This is a genomic window from Virgibacillus tibetensis (assembly GCF_036026595.1).
Classification (GTDB): Bacteria; Bacillota; Bacilli; order Bacillales; family Amphibacillaceae; genus Virgibacillus_P; species Virgibacillus_P tibetensis.
On record NZ_JARZFX010000022.1, the window covers coordinates 18,336 to 37,836 of the forward strand.

General features: G+C 36.0%; 13 protein-coding genes and 2 pseudogenes. 9 read left to right on the top strand and 6 right to left on the bottom strand.

Going from position 1 to position 19,501, the window contains the following annotated elements; all coding sequences use genetic code 11:
- Positions 1-18: 18 nt before the first annotated feature.
- The 7 genes and pseudogenes from QGM71_RS20670 to QGM71_RS20700 all read left to right on the top strand — a co-directional run bounded on the left by QGM71_RS20670 (position 19) and on the right by QGM71_RS20700 (position 7,836).
- Positions 19-1,008, top strand: coding sequence for a CobW family GTP-binding protein (locus QGM71_RS20670; protein ID WP_327609446.1), 990 nt, complete (start codon positions 19-21; stop codon positions 1,006-1,008).
- Between the two features lie 102 nt (positions 1,009-1,110).
- The gene (locus tag QGM71_RS20675; RefSeq protein WP_327609447.1) at positions 1,111-1,854 is read left to right on the top strand and encodes a class I SAM-dependent methyltransferase; all 744 of its coding nucleotides are present in this window, start codon (positions 1,111-1,113) and stop codon (positions 1,852-1,854) included.
- 185 nt (positions 1,855-2,039) lie between these two features.
- Positions 2,040-2,180 (top strand): annotated as a pseudogene (locus QGM71_RS20680) (iron chelate uptake ABC transporter family permease subunit); the annotation flags it as partial.
- The gene (locus tag QGM71_RS20685; RefSeq protein WP_327609448.1) at positions 2,177-2,992 is read left to right on the top strand and encodes an ABC transporter ATP-binding protein; all 816 of its coding nucleotides are present in this window, start codon (positions 2,177-2,179) and stop codon (positions 2,990-2,992) included. The pseudogene QGM71_RS20680 and the gene QGM71_RS20685, both read left to right, overlap by 4 nt.
- A gap of 265 nt (positions 2,993-3,257) precedes the next feature.
- Entirely contained in the window at positions 3,258-3,707 is a 450-nt protein-coding gene (gene sufU / locus QGM71_RS20690) for a Fe-S cluster assembly sulfur transfer protein SufU (RefSeq protein WP_327609449.1), read from the top strand.
- Positions 3,708-5,504: 1,797 nt separating this feature from the next.
- A complete protein-coding gene (locus tag QGM71_RS20695) occupies positions 5,505-6,932 on the top strand; it encodes a sodium:solute symporter family transporter (RefSeq protein WP_327609450.1) in 1,428 nt (475 codons plus the stop codon).
- A gap of 148 nt (positions 6,933-7,080) precedes the next feature.
- Positions 7,081-7,836 (top strand): 5-formyltetrahydrofolate cyclo-ligase, encoded by a 756-nt coding sequence (locus QGM71_RS20700; protein WP_327609451.1) that lies wholly within the window; start codon positions 7,081-7,083, stop codon positions 7,834-7,836.
- Positions 7,837-8,202: 366 nt separating this feature from the next.
- Here QGM71_RS20700 and QGM71_RS20705 read toward each other — a convergent pair.
- Positions 8,203-8,391 (bottom strand): annotated as a pseudogene (locus QGM71_RS20705) (tyrosine-type recombinase/integrase); the annotation flags it as partial.
- 488 nt (positions 8,392-8,879) lie between these two features.
- On the bottom strand, positions 8,880-9,479 hold the full coding sequence (locus QGM71_RS20710; protein ID WP_327609452.1) for a TetR/AcrR family transcriptional regulator: 600 nt from the start codon (positions 9,477-9,479) through the stop codon (positions 8,880-8,882).
- Positions 9,480-10,325: 846 nt separating this feature from the next.
- Here QGM71_RS20710 and QGM71_RS20715 point away from each other — a divergent pair.
- Positions 10,326-12,182 carry a 6-bladed beta-propeller gene (locus QGM71_RS20715; RefSeq protein ID WP_327609453.1) on the top strand — a complete coding sequence of 619 codons (1,857 nt, stop codon included), beginning with the start codon at positions 10,326-10,328 and terminating at the stop codon, positions 12,180-12,182.
- A gap of 215 nt (positions 12,183-12,397) precedes the next feature.
- On the top strand, positions 12,398-13,987 hold the full coding sequence (locus tag QGM71_RS20720) for a long-chain-fatty-acid--CoA ligase (RefSeq protein WP_327609454.1): 1,590 nt from the start codon (positions 12,398-12,400) through the stop codon (positions 13,985-13,987).
- A gap of 427 nt (positions 13,988-14,414) precedes the next feature.
- On the opposite strand, the gene QGM71_RS20725 is transcribed toward QGM71_RS20720, so the two are convergent.
- The 4 genes from QGM71_RS20725 to QGM71_RS20740 all read right to left on the bottom strand — a co-directional run bounded on the left by QGM71_RS20725 (position 14,415) and on the right by QGM71_RS20740 (position 19,241).
- On the bottom strand, positions 14,415-14,684 hold the full coding sequence (locus tag QGM71_RS20725) for a hypothetical protein (RefSeq protein ID WP_327609455.1): 270 nt from the start codon (positions 14,682-14,684) through the stop codon (positions 14,415-14,417).
- Between the two features lie 306 nt (positions 14,685-14,990).
- Positions 14,991-16,751, bottom strand: a complete 1,761-nt coding sequence (gene ade / locus QGM71_RS20730; RefSeq protein ID WP_327609456.1) for an adenine deaminase — start codon at positions 16,749-16,751, stop codon at positions 14,991-14,993.
- Positions 16,752-17,247: 496 nt separating this feature from the next.
- Positions 17,248-18,648 carry a DHA2 family efflux MFS transporter permease subunit gene (locus QGM71_RS20735; RefSeq protein WP_327609457.1) on the bottom strand — a complete coding sequence of 467 codons (1,401 nt, stop codon included), beginning with the start codon at positions 18,646-18,648 and terminating at the stop codon, positions 17,248-17,250.
- Positions 18,649-18,665: 17 nt separating this feature from the next.
- Complete coding sequence (locus QGM71_RS20740) at positions 18,666-19,241, bottom strand: TetR/AcrR family transcriptional regulator (protein WP_327609458.1); 576 nt, start codon at positions 19,239-19,241, stop codon at positions 18,666-18,668.
- Positions 19,242-19,501 lie beyond the last annotated feature (260 nt).

Here is a 19,501-nt window from a genome sequence, read left to right on the forward strand (position 1 = left end):
TAAGAGAGAAGTGATGAAATGGTTTTTACGAAGCAATCAAGGATACCGGTAACGATATTAACAGGTTATCTTGGAGCTGGGAAGACAACCCTGCTTAATCGTATTTTGACTGAAAAACATAATAAAAAGATAGCCGTCATTGTGAATGAATATGGTGAGGTTGGGATTGATAATCAGCTTGTTGTGGATTCTGAAGAAGAAATTGTTGAGATGAATAATGGATGCATTTGTTGCACGGTCCGTGGTGATTTAATTAAAATTCTTCGTACCTTACACTTTTCAATGGAACAAGGACATGTGCATTTTGATCAGGTAATTATTGAAACAACTGGTTTAGCTGATCCGGCTCCGGTTGCACAGACATTTTTCGTTGATGAGATTCTAAGTGAAGTGTTTGAAGTAGATAGTATCGTCACAGTTGTTGATAGTAAACACATTACAAAGCACTTAGATAAAAAAGACGAAGCACAGGAACAAATTGCCTTTGCGGATGTGATTGTTTTTAATAAGCAAGATTTAATCAATGCAGATGAAATAAAGCAACTAGAAGCAAGGGTCAGCCAAATGAATCCAACAGCGAAAAGGCTCTATGCCGAGAATTGCCAGATCAATCTACAAGAGATCTTAAACATTCATACATTCAATGTCGATCATAAGCTAAATGTAAATCCGCATTTTCTAGATGGTCATCATCACCATCATCATGATGATCGTGTATCCTCGGTTGCATTTACGGAAGAGAGGCCTCTTGACATGAGCAAAGTAGATCGTTGGATGAGCTATTTGGTTCAAGAAAAGGGAGAGGACTTACTTCGTTATAAAGGGATATTGAATGTCGCAGGGATGCAAGAAAGAATTGTGTTTCAAGGACTACATATGTTGTTCACGGGTAGACCTGATAAGAAGTGGAAAGAGGGGGAAAAAAGGAAAACGGAGCTTGTTTTCATTGGAAGAAATCTAGATAAGGATGAACTAGAAAAACAATTTAACGCATGTATTGTGAGTTAAGAGTAGGCTACCTCAAGTAGCTTACTTCTTATTTGATAAAATTATAAAACTAAGACAAATACATTTTTAAAATCGTAATGATTAATATTATCGGAGGGGCGAATGGAGAATTGGTATAAAGAACATTTTAATGAAGACTATTTAAGAATCTATAAACATCGTAATGATGACTTAGCTCACAAGGAGTTAACTCAATTAATGAAGTTTGTACCAACGACGGAAGGTCAGTCATTACTAGATCTATGTTGTGGAAATGGGAGGCATAGTAGGTGGTTTGCTAAGCAGGGTTTTCATGTAACGGGAGTTGATTTGTCACCTACATTATTAAATGAAGCCCAGAATAAAGAGTGCGCCAAAGACATTCATTATGTGCGCTCAGACATGAGAGAACTAAATTATAAAGATGACTTTGATATAGTCGTTAATCTTTTTACAAGCTTCGGATACTTTAAAGAGGATGAACAGAATAAAAAAGTGTTAGCGAATGCTTATCAAGCTCTGAAAACAAATGGATATTTTGTCTTTGATTATTTGAATCCATCTTTCTTAGAAAATCATCTTATACCTTTTTCGAAGGATGTCATTGATGACCTTTCTATACTTCAATATCGGATGATTATCAACAATACGGTCGTAAAGAAGATCAAGGTGGAAGATAACGGCGCATTAAGAGAGTATGAGGAGCGAGTCAAGTTGTATGAACGTCAGAAATTAGATGCAATGTTAGAAGAAGTAGGGTTTACTATTCTCTACACGTTTGGTGATTATGACTGTAGTAGGTATGAGAGAAATGATTCTTCTAGGTTGATTTATGTTTGCCAGAAAAGAAGGATCGGTGAAAGGTAAAGAGATGGGAACATTAAAAGTTACTAAGCGAAAGATGAACTTATCTTCAAGTTTTCATCTGAGAGCCCCTGTTTTTTAATATGGTTGATGCTCATCTTCCTAACGGTATCAATGACCATCTCAGTGATGGTAGGTGCAGTTACGATTTCCCCTCTTACTGTGTGGGAGGTATTCTTATCTAAGATTGGGCAGACTTAATTGCAAGAACAATAGTAGCGCCACAAGAATTACCGATCGGAATTTTTACAGCATTATGTGGACGGCCATTTTTTATTTGGCTATTAAGAAAAAGCTCGTACTCATTTGGTGGAGGTGGAGAAAAATGAAATTAATTGTTGATAAGTTAGTCACTGAATTAAATCATGAAGCCATTGTTCAAGATGCTAGTTTCTATATGAACGAAGGGGAATTTGTTGGGGTAATTGGTCCAAATGGAAGTGGGAAATCTACACTTTTAAAGACATTATATCGAGTGCTCAAATCAGCTGATGGTGCGTTTATGTTGGATGATGCAGCAATTACTTCTTATCAGCATAAAGAGTTTGCTAAAAAAGTAGCTGTGGTAGGGCAAGAAAGTTCAGTTCCTTTTGATTTTTCCGTTTTAGATATTGTCCTTAAGGGAAGAAATCCGGATAAACAATTACTTGACCAAGAAACAAAGGTTGATTATGACATTGCTATAAATGCACTTAATCATGTTGGACTAGAAGGTTATGAACAGCGCAGTTTTGCCACATTGTCTAGTGGAGAGAAGCAGCTTGTCATTATTGCTGGAGCGCTTGCACAAGAACCTAGCTTCTTTATTTTAGATGAACCTAAGAATCATCTAGATATTCACCATCAACTTCATTTTCTCGATGTATTACAACGGTCTAACATGACGGTATTTACTGCCCTACATGACTTAAATCTAGCAGCCTCTTATTGTGATCGGATCATTGTTATGCAGGACGGTAGATTAGTAGCGAACGGGCGACCAAAAGAAATTCTTACAAAGCAACTATTAGAGGAAGTCTTTCAAGTTGAAGCAACCATATGGACACACCCGTTAACTCAAAAAGTACAAGTCATGTATGTCTCACCAGGGATGAAACAAGGAATTTTTGACCTTCAGCTAAAAAGGTGGCTTCAGAGCTAGGGAAAGGAAGCTTATTAGAAATTATCAATACTGTTTGTAGGTTTCGTTATAATGTGTTACATGGTGATCTGAAGAACGGAATTCCTGAGAAGACTCCTTTTTATCAACTATCAGGAAAGCTGTGTTCAAGATGTAGGTTATAGGGAAACATCATCAAAAGCATTGGATATATTAGTTGACGGTTTATATTAATGTATAATGAATGCTTGTAAAGTTTGATTCGGAATTATTACCCATTAAAAAGTATGAAAGGTGCGGATCACACATGCTTCAAGACCTTTATCGCAAAGTGGTGATGGATCATGCAAAGTATCGCCACAATGTAGGTGTGTTGGACGGGGAACAAGTTAAGAGAGTTCACTATAAAAACCCGACATGCGGAGATGTCATCACATTGTATATAGATGTCGATGAGAATAAGGTTAAGAATGTTTCATTTGAAGGAGAAGGTTGTAGTATTAGCATGGCTTCCTCCTCGATGATGACAGAATTAATTAAAGGAAAGAGTCTAGGTGATGTTTCAGAGTTGAGGTATGAGTTTGAGCAGTTGATTCGAAACGGAAAGCAAACGAATACAGAAGTTGATCTTCAGGATGCAATGTCACTTGAAGGTGTTCATAAGTTAAGAGCAAGACATAACTGTGCATTAATGACCTGGCAGGCTTTAGATAAGGTGTTAGCTGATGTACAAGGGTATAAAGGGATCAAAGATTAGATGGACATGTCAATTCTTAATGGCTCGAAGGATCGAGACAAGTTGCAAAAAAACGGTCTGACATTAAAACAAAACCGTTCATACATTGGATATCCATATGCATAATTAAACAAGTACATCGCAGGCGACACTGTTAGTCTAATAAACCCCTTTACCCTCAAGAATTGTTCTTGGTTCTTTCCAGGAAAGCCTCCAATTGAACACGGTCTATCGGTTGATCCATTGAAATGGTGCAAGTTTTTAAATGTAGGCTTGTAACTAGTGAATTCATTTAGTTTAAATGCTAGTCCATAGTAATCGTATTCTTGATCATTCAAATTGAATAAGGGCACGAATTTCAGTTCATGCCCTTATATTTATATTGGCTTCTTGTAAGACAAAATCAAATATAAAAATCTGCTTGATGTTACATTCCGTAGGATGGAAAGCGCAAAGGAGATGGGAAATAAGGGCACGTATAGAGAAGTAAGAAAACTATTTTTAGTTTCTTAAAAAATGAAAATAGAGGTGGACATGGAAGCTTTTTATATTTCTTGATTAATCCCCTTAACTCAAATATATTCTTTGAATAGCCGACTTCTATATATTTGAGTCCTAAAAGAGCATCTAAGAAAAAGCCATCTTGTATTAAATTTCAAAAAGAATAAAGTTCTGCAACATTACTTAATGCTGTAAATTTTATTTTAATAATTATTTTTTTCTCATATAGTAAACGATTGATGTATCTTTTCTTTCAGAAAATCCCAATATTGGTCCGATTTCATTTTTAATACGCAGATCTGGGTGTTTAAAATCACCCTTATTTTCTATGTACTATTTCATTACTGGTCGGTATATTTCAATAGTATCTATCAACATTTGAATTTGCTCATGAATGATATTCTCATAAACCTCTGTTACTTTCTTATAAATAGGCACTTCTCCCTCCAAGTTTTTAATTATTTTATCAGTTTCCTCGTTCTCATTTTTATTACCTTCTTTTTAATGAATTATATTTTTATGAATGATATTTTAGTCTCCGAATAGTGACCGATAAGTTTTAATATCGTATATCTACATGTTCAGAACGAAAACAAAAACGTTGCTTTAATAGGGTTCTGGGCGATTATTTTCAACTATTTAACTGGTTAATATATGGGTGGCATATGTGAGTTTCCGCTCCAAACCTTGCTACGTAAGGTTTTGTGTGTAAGATGAGAGTGAAATGCTAACATTTTGCTAACATTGAGGTTTATTAACGGAGGCTTCTCATAAGTTGACTAAACTTTTGAGAACATAAAGCTAGTTCATCACAATATTATGACTAATAAATGACAATAGTTTCCAAATAAAGAATAAGGATGTTATTTGGATATCATTTCCTGCATAACATAAAGAACTGTACCTCTCCTGTAAAAACTACCAAAACCAAGTCTATTAAAACAATTCCAAAAAAACCAGAGATTATCGCCAACAAGAGCATTTCTTTTTTTTTCACTTCCATTCTGTTTGTAAAAACGCCCTATCACTTCATAAAAAAACTCACCCCTGGGAGTCCATTATTTCCTATTTAGACTACGGTGTATAACCGTCAATTAGTTTTGAACTTTATGCTTGAAAAAAAGTCTCTCGATAATTCACTTTAGAGACAAAATTTAATATTCGCACTTATGTTAAATGGGTTGATTGTTCGGTTATTAGCTGTTATTATTATTTTTGTTCTAATAAATATACGTTTTTTATTTAAAAAGTGAATAAATGGTTATATTTTATAATCATTGTTCGCCTTTTAGAATATAACCGAGGAGGGTTACACTTTTGAACACATTTGGTTTATACATGATTGTATTTAGCATCATTCTTATGCTTGGTATTTCTATTCTTGGATATTTATTTAGTAAAAGACAAATGAAAGATAATGATTCTTATTTTACGGCTGGTCGTAATATAACCGTTTCCTTTATGACAGCCACTTTCATTGCCTATGCAGTTGGCACAGGTTTGGTTTTTTCACCTGCTGAATCAGCTTATTTAGATGGTATGACGGCAATGGTTGGATATGCGCTAGCACTTTCAATTGCCTACCTAATTTTTATTCCTATTTCTCGTAGAATTAAAGAGCTTCTTCCAGCGGGAAATACAATTGGCGAATACGTTAAGGCTCGTTATGGAAATGTGATGTTTATTGTCGTATTGTTTGTCATTATTGTGTATCTGTTCTGTTTGCTTGTTGCGAACTTGATTGGTGCAGGAATTGCCTTTCAATATCTAGGTGGAATGCCAATTTGTGTGGGAGTATTAATTATCGGGATTCCAGTGATGATTTACACGACATATGGTGGACTTGGTGCTGCGATTTTTACGAATAGTATTCAAGCTATCTTATTAACGCCATTATTATTCGTCGTTGCTTTCTTTGCTTTCCGTAATCTAGGTGGTACGGGTGCTGTGTATGAAGGGGTAGTCGAAAATGCACCAGAGCTGATGAATATTTTCCACGGACCTGGTGTAGAGTTTGCAATTATGATTATTATTGCAGTTGCTTCAGCTGAATTGTTGAACCAGGCATTGTGGCAACGTGTTTATTCTGCGAAAGATGTTCAAGTTGTAAAAAGAGGTCTAATCAATGCATCGATTATGACATTCCCGATGGCAATTATTGCTGGTGTTTTTGGTTTAATTGCTATTTCGATGGCAATGGATTTACCACACACTTCTATCGGTACGGCACTCGTCGCTCATACGGTATTACCAGAATGGGGATCGATGTTATTCGTATTAATTATTGTTCTTGCAACAACGTCAACAGGATCTGACGCTTTAGCGGCATTCTCTTCTACGGCTTCTTTAGATATCGTGAAAAGTCTTATGCCAAACATGGATTCTAAAGCTGCAGTAAAAGTTGCACGAATTTCCACGATTATTTTCGCAGTGGCTGCAATGCTCGTAGCATTTCAGGCACCGTCTATTTTACAAATACTACTTTTTGCAGACTTAGTTGCAGCAGCTGCAGTAGTTCCAGTAATTGCTGGGTTGTATCATAAGCGAATCAGCGGAAAATTAGCGACAGGAGGAACGATATTTGGGTTGATTATAGGGGTTCCACTTTATTTAATGGGACAATATTTAAATAGTTTTATAGTGGCCATCTTGATTTCCTCTCTTATTATTTTTATCGGTGCGAGGTTCACAAAAACAGGATACAACTTTGATCAATTAAGAGAAACGATTAAAAATCTAGATTAAGGAAAGGAATGGAATCTATGTATTCTTTAGAATTTTTTAATGGACTAATTTGGGTTTCCCTTATTGGATTATTGGTGGTTTTTGGATTTCAGGTTTGGTTTACATTAGCAGATTATAAAAATAATAAGAAAGCTAAAGGAGAATGATGATGAACGCAGAACAAGCAAGAGAAAAAATTTGGGCAGAACTTAGAAAAGTAGGGAAGCCAGATACTCGTTTTCATTGGGATTTTGCCGAATTTATAGCAGATTATGAAGGCAGTAATCAAGGAGCGGAAATTGTTCGCGAACAGAAGGCATATCACCAGGCGTCGGTTGTATTTATTACGCCGGATAACAACATGAGGAAATTAAGAGAGTACACGTTAAAAGATAAGAAGGCATTGATTATGACAACATACGGAATTAACCGTGGTTTCCAAATTGTTCGCCCTGGGGATGTACCTGAGGGTAAGGAAGAATTCGCTTCCACATTAGACGGGATTGAGCTTTTTCTAACTCCAATCACGTTAAAGGAAATTAAAGATGAGTTCAATCATATTCCACTTCTTTTCACTGGAGCTTCTGCAATGAAACCAAATGGACTTCGTTTTGGTAAGGGGCATGGCTACTTTGATTTGGAGTGGGGAATGATGTGGGAAATGGGAATCGTTAGTACAAAATCTATTGTTTTTGGTCTTGGTCATGACTGCCAAATTGTAGATGCAGAGATTGACCCAGAGGAATATGATACCGTTGTTGATTATATCGTGACACCAACTCGCCTGCTAAAAACAGAGAATAACCATCCTAAACCAGCATTAGGAATCATTTGGGATAAGCTAGAAGCTGGAATGTTTGAAAATATTCCTCCATTGCAAGAAGTTTATCGGTTGAAGGGGAAATATGGACGACGCGCGCTCTGATTTCGTGAGGTATAGTTAGGGGAATAAACATGAATAAAGGAATTATACGGAAGAAGCTATATAATAACTGCCTGTAAGGGTTTTGAGTTTGCAGTAGATGTTACAATGAAAAATCTCTTTTAACACTACGTATAAACAAAATGCTAACATTTTGCTAACGTATTCCCATGTAAAACAATAAATTAACGTTAAATATGTTAGATCCTAGATTCCTTAAAACCTTGATATCTTGAACACTTTTTACCTATCGTTAAAGAGATTACACACTCTCATCTTACTGGCGGTATGATGTAAGTTGCCCTCTAAACCTTGATGTATATGGGTTTGTGTAAGTGAAAAGTCATTTGGCTAACATTTGGTACATTATTATAGGCTTCTCATCAGTTGACCAAACTTTTGAGAAGCCTCTTTTTTCAATTCTTTTTTAACATGGAGATAAATATTTCTTGTTGTTCTTTCTTCTGTGTGACCTGATCTATCCATTATTTCTTCAAGACTGACTTTTACTTCTGCAAGTAAAGAGGTATGAGTATGTCTAAGCGAGTGAGGAGTTAGTTATTGGAACGGTGAGAATAGAAAATTTATACTTGGCACATTTGCCGTCAAGTTACATATGAGAGAATCAAGCGAGTCACAGAAATGGATAATTATGAAGAAAGCCTGAAATACTTCAAAGTCGATTCAATTCCTATTGAAAGCCGATTTTATTACGAATATGCGGATGACTTACTTTGTCATGTAAGAGAAATTGACTTCTCAGAATTGCAATTGTCTTAACAGACGAAGAATTGGAATCGTTTGTAGCGACCTCAAAGAACAACAACCCTATTTGTAAAGTAGTTTATCTCGATCATTATGTGCTTTTAATGAACAACAAGAATTTTTCAAGAAACATAGTATTCAAGTAAATGTAATACAAGGTTATAACGAGTTGAGGGGTTGAAAATTATGATACAATTGTCTGATTTTCAGTTGCAAGCAAGCTTCCTTTATAAGAGGGCACTCTCAATTCTTGGATAATTCCCTGCTACTATGTAATTTTCTTACCTCGATATTCCGTGTATTACCATCTCCATTGCTACATCCAATACTTCCTTAGGGACCTCTTCTTCTTCCAAATAAACCCATCTCATCCCGAGAAACTGACCGATGCCCATTAAACTATAAGCCAATGCTTCGTGATTTAGTAACTTAAATTCACCTGTTTTATCAGCTTCTTTTATAGCTCTAATATAACCAGTTGCTAATTTCTCGTAGTACCAGCGATATAAATCCTTATCAACAATAACTGCCTGCAGAACAATGCTGTATAAGTTTCGGTTTTCAGCTACCCACTCAAAAAATGCTTCAAAACCTCTCCGATGCAAATCGACCTGTGGAGATTTTTCGATCGCTTGTTTAATAAAAAGGCGTAGATCGCGACTCATTTGCTGAACTAGTTCATCATAAATTGCCTTTTTTGAAGGAAAATACTTATAGAACGTCCCTTGTGCAACATTTGCTCCTTGGGTAATCTCGACAATTGACGCTTCAAAATACCCCCTCGTACCAAAAACCTCTTCAGCTGCTATTAATAGTTTTCTTCGTGTGTTTAAACCTTTTTTCGTTAATTTTTTATCAGTTTTTAGTGACAAGTGAATCACCTCTAATTTAATTTTATTTTGACCATTCCAAGATGTAACTGGATAAATGAGATAATGAAATTGTGAAAACTAAACCTACATCTTCACAAGAAATTACCTACTCTCATGAAACTATAAGCAATGGTTTCAAGATCTAATGACTTAAATTCACCTGTTAAATTGGCCTCTTTAACGATTTTACATATTCAAATGCTAGTTTCTCATAATACCAGTGATACAATTTTACATCAACAGGGGCATAAAGTACCCCTCTTTCTATATGTATGAGATCCAGTATGAAAGGGAAGTTTGATTTATCATATCATAATTGGAAGTGCTTACAAATATAGAGGGTAAAAATTACTGCCCACAAATGATGGACACAGACTCGGAGAAAAACTATGTTGAAACTTTTTAAAAAATTTAGTATAATCAAAAAAGAGAAAAGTGAATCACCTGTCATAAGTAGCAAGCGACACAAATTAGATATCAAAGAAAGGGATGATGACAAGACAAAAATTATTGGCAGCAGCAGAGGTGAATTTTGGGAAAAGGTAATTTTGACAAGTCCATCGTTGGAATTACTTTGAAATCAGGTCTTCCACAAGGAACATTTTATAACCAAATTATCGAAAATTTAAAAAATCCGGAGCGATGAACCTGCAAAAGAATTGCCTGGTTAGTCATTCCGTTATAGTAAACCTAAGGATATCCATCCCTAAAATAATTATCTATTAGATTCGATGATATCCCTGTCGCTTTTTGGAAGCCGTATTCTTTAACTACCTGGAAAGTACCCCTTGATTAAATGACAGAATTATAGCGACGGTTATTAAATAAAATAACGTTCAATACAAAGGAGGAAACATGATTAATCAAAGCGTTAAAAGGTTTGGAAAAACATTGCCATTAATTTTAATCGCATTTTTACTATTTAGTGGATCAGTTAGTGCTCAATCGGTTGTTGATATTTGGGGAAAGGCTAATGAAGGAACGGAGGTAATTTTTAATTCCCCGGTAGCGATGGCGAAGGACGCAAGTGGAAATATTTATGTAGCTGATATGAGTAATCATAGGATTGTCAAGATGGATCAAGACGGAAACGTCATTAAAAAGTTCGGAAGGCTAGGTAGCGGGAATGGGGAATTTAATACGCCTTTTGGGGTAGCGATTGACAACGATGGAAATATTTTAGTTGGCGATACGGCAAATAATCGAATCCAAAAGTTTGATTCTAATTTTAATTTTATTACGGCTTGGGGATCCCATGGTTCAGGAAATGGCCAGTTTGGTCTAGCTAGAGAAATCGCCATTGATAGTCAAAATCGCTATCATGTTACCGATGAATTTAATGATCGTATTCAAGTGTTTGATCAAAGTGGAACCTACTTGTATCAATATGGTAGTCGAGGAACGGCAAATGCCCAATTTCGCTTACCTCAGGGAATTTCGATAAAACAAGATGCAACTGGTGATAAAGTATATGTTGCCGACACTTACAACCATCGTGTGCAAATTTTAGACGTAAATGGGAATTATCTTGGACAAATTGGCACAACTGGTCAAAGTGGAGATAGTGGAAGCCGATTTTTTTATCCTAGAGGTGTCAACTTAGACACAAACGGGGATGTCTATGTTGTTGATACAACAAATCATAAAATTAAGAAATATAATAGCAACCACCAATATCAATATTCGACAGACATAGGTATTTATAATTTAGAGCCTGCTTTTCCTTCCCAAGTATTGCCGCTTGGAAATGGGGACTTTATCGTTTCTGATACAGGTAATAGTCGATTAGTTAAATTTAGAGGCTATTCCACCTATGCTTCTGTTCATTCCTATTTAGGAAATTTACGGAATGCTGATGGCGTGTTTTCGGAGCCTGTAGGAATCGCGGTTGACAATAACGACCACGTTTATATTACGGATACGTTTAACCATCGAGTGCAAAAATTTGATAACAGTGGAACCCTCTTAGGTAAATGGGGTGGCAACAGCGGAAATGGTGGCCCAACTGCATACGGGACTAACTATTGGCAGTTTATCGCTCCTAAGCAGATAACATATAACGGGAAATACAATGAGATCGTCATTGCCGATACAGGAAATTCCCGAATCCAAGTATTTAGTCAAAACGGCTCATGGTTATTTAACTTTGGTTATTATAATTTAAGCTTTCCAATGGGGGTAACGACAACGAGCGACGGCTATTATTATGTGGCCGACACCGGGAATAATCGAGTCGTAATGTTTAATCCATTTGGCTATTTTGTAAGAAGCTGGGGCACAGAAGGATTAGGAAATGGCCAGTTTAGACAACCAACATTTATCACAGTGGACTCTCAAGATAATCTTTACGTTGTTGATAGATACAATAGTCGAATCCAAAAGTTTGATGAATCAGGCAACTTTATTACTAAGTGGGGGACGAATGGTGGGAACCCACAAATTGATCCGTTAGACAATTGGGGTGAAGGAAACGGAGACCTATTCCTCCCAATTGGCATTGCTGTTGATCAAAACGATAATGTTTATGTCGCAGACTCATCAAATAATCGCGTACAAAAGTTTAGTTCAAATGGAACATATTTAGATACGATTGGGCAATTTGGTGGAGAAGATCATAATTTCTTTTCTCCTCAAGGAATTGCTGTAGGGGCAAATGGTGACATTTATATTGCTGATACGTTATTGAATCGAGTTGTTAAATTCAGACCATAACCATTCCTTTTGTCCAAGTGACATTATTTTGTCAGACACTATTAGGAGTGTAAAATGCCGGTTCAACTAAGCAATGGGGAAGGGGGCAGATGATCTTGTGAAGGGTCCATTATTAAATCAATCTCCTGCACTCGTACCTACGAGATTTTCGGATAATAAATATAATGTAATACAATATACCATATTTTAAAATCATTTTTATTGGAGGAGTTGACATGTACGTACCTTTATTATTGACAGATTTTTTAGATCGAGCCGTGAAGCTGTATGGAGATAAGACGGCAGTTATTGATGATGAAAAGGTTGTTACTTATTTCGAACTGAATGAAAGAGTAAACAGGCTTTCTCATGGGCTTCAAGAACTGGGTATCGAAAAAGGTGACAAGGTTGCTATTTTGGCACCGAATACGTTGGAAATGCTAGAAGGGTTCTACGGAGCATTTCAATTGGGAGCCGTTACCGTCCCGCTAAATATTAGGTTGAAACCAAATGATTATTTGTTTATATTAAACCACAGTGAAACCAAAGTATTATTAGTGGACTATGAATTGTACGGTCTTATCGACCCGGTCCGAGATCAGTTAAATGTGGAACAAATCATTATCCACGGGGGCAGCAAGATCAAATTTGAAGAAAACGATCTCGACTACGATGAGTGGCTGACTAAATATCCAGCAAAGCCGTTTGATCGTGCAGAAATAGACGAAACAGATATGGCAAGCCTGCTTTACACAAGCGGCACGACAGGAGACCCGAAAGGTGTGATGCTCACTCATCGAAACAATTATCTGCAAGCTCTTCAAGTGATGCATCATTTACGGGTGAGTGATCAAGATGTGCTGCTTCATGTTTTGCCAATGTTTCACGTTAATGGTTGGGGCTCGATATTTTATTACACAGGCAATGGTGCTACCCAGGTCATGTTAAGAAAAACCCGTCCCAATATCATTTTTGAGAAGCTACAAAAGCATGGAGTAACGATTATGCATATGGCCCCTACCGTACTGAATTCACTGCTCCAATATTATGATGAAAATAAACTGAATGTAAATCAAAATGTAAGGGTTGTCATTGGCGGTTCTGCACCACCTGTTACATTTATAGCTAAAGTGGAGGAAGAAATGGGCTGGGAATTCATACAGGTTTATGGAATGACAGAAACGTCCCCGCTGACCTTAACATCCATTATCCGCGCCCAGCATTTGGATGAGCCTAAAGAAGTACAATACCGGATGAAATCAAAGGCGGGCTATCAAATGAGCTTAACCGAAGTGAAAGTGGTCAATGAACAAGATGAAGAAGTGGCGCCTAACGGTCAGGAAATCGGAGAACTTGTAATTCGGAGCAACGGTGTGATGGAAGGCTATTGGAAAAATGATAAGGCGACAAATGAAGTCATCAGGAATGGCTGGTTTCATACAGGAGATATGGGAGTCGTCGACAGTGACGGAAATATCGAAATTGTCGACAGGAAAAAAGATGTTATTATCAGCGGTGGAGAAAATATTTCGTCCATTGAGGTGGAAAATATCCTGTATGAGCATCCAGCTGTAGTGGAAGCTGCCGCGATTTCCATCCCTCACGAAAAATGGGGAGAGACCCCGCATGCCGTTGTGGCTGTCCGCGATGGAGAAACGGTAACGGAAGAGGAAATCATTGCTTTTGCAAGAGAACGGCTCGCCCACTATAAAGCCCCAACATCTGTCAGCTTTGTAGAAGAACTTCCAAAAACAGGTTCAGGCAAAATACAAAAGGCACATTTGCGAAACGAATTTTGGAAAAACAAGAACAAAATGGTTAATTAAGAAGGTAAGTGGGGCAATGGGATTCAATTACATCGCTTCAATCATAAATAAGCCACTAGTTGTGTCCTTGACTAGCGGAAATCTTTGAAATGCTCATACTGCTCATAGTAATTTTTGCACATATTTAAGATTATTTATTTATTTGAGAAGGAAGTGCGCTACCCTATTTTAAGCCCTATTAAGAACTAGATATTCTAGATGGCACAGTTTAGAAAGGGAGTTTTAAACGCTCCTGGTCCAAGTGGATACGGTTAAAAAAGTGATTATTTGGAAAAGGGTAATGAGAAAAGCCTCCTACCCAATGATCAAAAACATGCTCATAATATAGCATACGCTGATTATCACTTACAATCTAAAAAGAGTCTGATAAAGTGATTTATCAGACTCTTGGTACTATATTACCTTTAATCAAAATGCTAAATTGCTTTTAATATCCTCCACCATAACCTCCGCCATATCCGTAACCAGGGTAGTATGGATATGGATAGTATGGATAAGGAAATGGATAAAAAAATGGAGGATAATATGGATAATATGGACGTGGTCGTGGTCTTGGTCTCGGTCTAGGGTATGGATATGGGTAGTAACCGGTTTGTGTCGGGAATTGTCTTTCCTCTTCCTGTATTAATTCGCTGCCAACCTCTTGTTGATCTTGTGGGGAAAACGGTTCTTCTGGATTAAATTCTTGAAAGTACATTAAAAAAAGCCCCTCCTTCGTAATGTGTACCCTGTATATTATTCAGCTTTTTAAAATGTGAAGTATGTACGATTAAATTTTTTAGGCAGATATACAGAAAAATATTTCCTTCCTATCCAAAAAAACGCGATTCAAGCAATGAATCGCGTTTTTTATTGGTTTATTATTATATTATCAAAATTGTCTGGGTGGCTTGTGTATGCTTTTACAAGATTTTACTAAATAATAATAAGGCTTACTTCTGTAAGTAGGCTTTATTAAAGAAATATCCTTTGATGTTCGGGTATGGATTGCTAAAAAGAATTATTAAGCTTGTACTGAAATATGCCTGAATTTTTTAACATCAAATAATCCCATATCCGTTAATTTTAGGTTAGGAATGACAGGTAATGCCAAGAAAGAAAGGGTTAGAAAAGGGTTGAATTTCTTCGATGCCTCTATATAATCTAATCCTTTTTTTACATTCATTAATTCGTTGTATACCTTTTCTACTGGCTTATCAGATAGCAAACCTGCAATAGGTAGGGCTAAAGAAGCTATGACTTTTTCATTTTCAACAATTACTGAACCTCCGCCCATCTCTTTTATCTTTTCTATTGCAAATAACATATCCTTGTCATTCGTTCCAGCTGCAATAATATTATGCGAATCATGAGCAATAGTAGTGGCAAGGGCTCCCTTTTGAATACCTAATCCTTTTACGATTCCTAAACCTATATGTCCTGTTTGGTGATGTCTCTCAATAACAGAGAGCTTAAGTTGGTCTCGCTTGATTGAAGGTTGAAAACAATTATTTATAACTTCAACCTCTTCTACTAAGTGTTTTGTAATTAAACTATTTGGGATAATTTCAATAACATGAGCTAAGTTACTTTCTTTAAACTTGATTTGTAACTGTTCTGAAGTAACTTCCTTCATTTGAATACTACTTAGCAGCGATTTGACTGGATTTATTTGACAACTATCCTGATGCAGGTATTTTCCGTTTTGTGCTACTCGTTTACCTGCTGAATATACTTCCTCTATTTCAACATGAGTTAAATCTGATAATATTAAAAAGTCTGCATCATACCCTGGAGCAATTGCCCCCTTGTGGTGTAACCCATAACACTCTGCAGCACTAAATGAAGCCATTTGAATCGCGTTAATAGGATCCACTCCATGTTGAATCGCTAATTTTACATTATGGTTTATACTTCCTTCGTAAAGTAAGTCATCTATATGTTTATCATCTGTTCCAAATAAACAACGACGAGCATTTTTATCAGTCACAACATCAATTAATTGTGGTAGGTCTTTAGCTACTGAACCTTGTCTTATAATCAAGTACATTCCTCTTTGTAAACGGTCTTTGGCTTCGCTAGTAGATATAGCTTCATGGTCGGTTTTGATTCCAGTTGTTGTATAGACATTAATGGCATCTATATCTAAGCCAGCAGCATGACCATCGATTTTAACTCCTTGTACCCTAGCATCGTGCAGCTTATGTATCATACTTTCGTCTGCGTGATAGACAGAAGGATAATCCATAACCTCCCCCAAGCCTAGAACTCTTGGATGGTTATAAAACGGAGCTAAATCTTCTGCTTTTAATATCGCTCCAGCATGCTCAAAAGGTGTAGCTGGTACGCATGATGGTACCATCATGTAAATGTTTAGTGGTAGATTTTCGGAACTATCTAACATATATTGAATCCCTTCAACCCCTGCTACATTAGCAATTTCATGAGGATCGGCGATAATGGTTGTAACTCCATGTGGTAACACTACCTTAGCAAATTCTTTGGGAGTAACCATGGAAGATTCAATATGTACATGGCTATCAATAAAGGAAGGAGAAATATACTTACCATTTGCATCAATGACTTGTTCACCCTCATATTCTCCAATACCTACAATTACACCGGCCTGTATAGCAACATCTGCTTCAATTAAATCTTGATTAAATACATCTATAATTTTACCGTTTTTAATCACTAATTCTGCTTTTCTTCTTTTGGATGCAACTTCAATTCTATTCTTTAGAAGTTCCTTCGATTCCTTTTGGTTATATTGATTTTTACTCATTAAAATTCCCTTTCTTTTTTAGGTTTTATTAAACACACTATTTTATTATTTTCTTCTATATTATAGTACATTCAATTTTTATGCAGTCAGAAATATTGCTCTTAATAGACCGTTTGTAATGAACGTTAAATTTACTTTGTTAAGAAATAGTCCGATGGGAAACAAGAAAAGGAAGTAATAATATAACACCTTTGAAAGTAGAGTTATCAGTGAGCAATCTATAGTTATAAATTAACCGTTTAAACTTTTTTCCATTCATTTTTATTAGACATAAATAATTTTCTGCTTCGGTTAAATACTATAATTACATCCATTTATTAATGGCAAAATATCGAATTTCAGGTGTTCCAATTGTAAGTGAAGAGAATTTATTGAACTATCTGATATGTTTTCATTTTAGGCTTGATTTTTCGATAGGCAAATAACCCTAAATGGTACTCATAGTTGTAGATATAAAAGTTGAACAAAATTTAATAATAAACGTGGCTGTAGCACTTTAGTTTTCTGTAGATGGCTTAGTTACTCTCTTCTTTTCGCTAATAAAGACTGTCAGCGAAAGTCCGATTAATGCTAGCACAGCCATCACAATAAATGCATAGGTTGTTCCCCAATATGTGCCAACTTCATAGGAAGTGTCCATGATTGAATTGGTAACACTAATTATAGTCGAGAGAATGATAATGCCGAAAGTCATTCCAAATTGGCGTACAGTATTTACAATGGCAGATCCATGAGAGATGTCTGCATCATCCAATGCATTCATACTCATCGTAACAAGCGGCATAAGTGTTAATCCAAAACCGGTCATAAATATGCAAAAATGGGCCATAATCCAATAAGGCGAACCTTCCATGCCTACGGTGTTCAATAATAGTAAAGATATGAATGTACACGAAAAGCCAATAAAGATGATTTTCTTACCTCCATACCGGTCATATAGATTTCCCGAAATAATTGTTACGATAGATAGAATGATAGTTCCTGGAACTAGAATAAATCCAGATAAAAATGCACTCGTTTCAAGAACATCCTGTGCAAACATTGGTAGTATCGTCTCCACAGATAAAAGAAGCATCATATTAATAAAGACAAGAATCATTGCCAAACGAAATAAGGAGTTATGAAACAATTTTATATTAAGAACCGGTAAGGGTAAAATCAATTGACGACGCACAAAAATGAAAAGGGATAAAACACCAATTAATATCGGTATGATGACAAGTATGTCTGTAAATCCTACTACACTGATATTACTTAAACCAAAAATAAAAAAAGAAAATCCGATTGCAGAAAGTATGATTGAAAAAGGATCTAACTTCTCTTCTTGTTTCTCTAACACATTTCTCATAAAAAAAATGGCTAAAATTAAGGTGCCGAGTACTATTGGAAGTATCAACCAATGAAGTGAACGCCAACTGAAAAAATCAATAATCATACCAGAGATTGACGGCGCAGTTGCAGGTGCTACGTTGACTACAGCTCCTAAAAGTCCCATTGCAAACCCTCTTTGTTCATAAGGATATACTTTCAATAATATTGTTTGCACCAGTGGTAGAATGATGCCTGCACCAATGGCCTGAACGACTCTTGATAAAATTAAAGTGCCAAAGTTTGGTGACAAGCCTCCGATTACCGCACCAATTACTAAACATGAAAGTGAAAAAACTACGAGCGTTTTTGCTGTAAAAGTATTCAATAAATATCCTGTCATTGGGATAAAAATAATTGTTGTGAGTAAGAACGCCGTAGTCAGCCATTGTACTTGGGTTGCATTCACATCAAATTCGTTCATAATCGTTGGATATGCCGTAATTAATAGAAATTGACTAAATGTAAATAAAAACGCTGTTGTTAAGATGACAACAACGGTACCCTTATATTCTAATTTTTTTCCCATTCAAGTTTAAACTCCTTTCATTGAATCCCTTTCCAAAATATAGGGAAAATTACTTCTACACGTTGTTCGTAACGTGGTTTATCCGCAAAATAAAGTTCAATTAAACAACCTTCAGCGATTGTAATAAATGAAAGTGCGATTTCTCCTTCATGCTGCGAGAATTCCAGTTTTTCTTTTTGTATCTTTTCCCTTATATAACGCTTTAACAAGCGTTCGAGCTCAATCAATAAAGTCCCTGTATATTTAGAAGAGTAATTCTTCAAGTTACTAGGGGGAAAGTACATAATTCGGAGCAAAAACTTTAATTCTTCATTCTTTTTGCTTTCAATCAAGAACCAATAAAAAAAAGATTTGATTGTTTTTTCAAGTGGTTCTTGATGATGGTCATGAAAGAAACAAACGATTGTATGCTTTCCAGATTTTATAGAATGCATTAAGACTGCATAGAAAATGTCTTCTTTACTTTTGTAATGGGCATATATTGAAGCTTTTCTAATGCCTACATCATTTGCGATTTGATTTAATGAAAATGAATCGTAATCATAATTGGCTAAATAATGAAGGGCTACATCACGTATTTTATTTGAAGTCACCATTTGAGCCTCCCTACCAGTAGGTAGGCTCATTGTTGCATACTATATTTATTAGGTCAACAACATTCCAAAAGCCCAATATATAGACAACCTTAACGCGATTTTTGAGGGAGACTCTATGCCTATAAATTTAAGTTTGAAAGAAGCTATACTTAATTTACAGAATTTAAAGCGAGAAAGCCCACTTCTTCAGATGTGTGATGAATCGCTTTTGTTTGAAATTAAAAAGAAATTCCAAGACAAACTGATGTTCGGTTTGA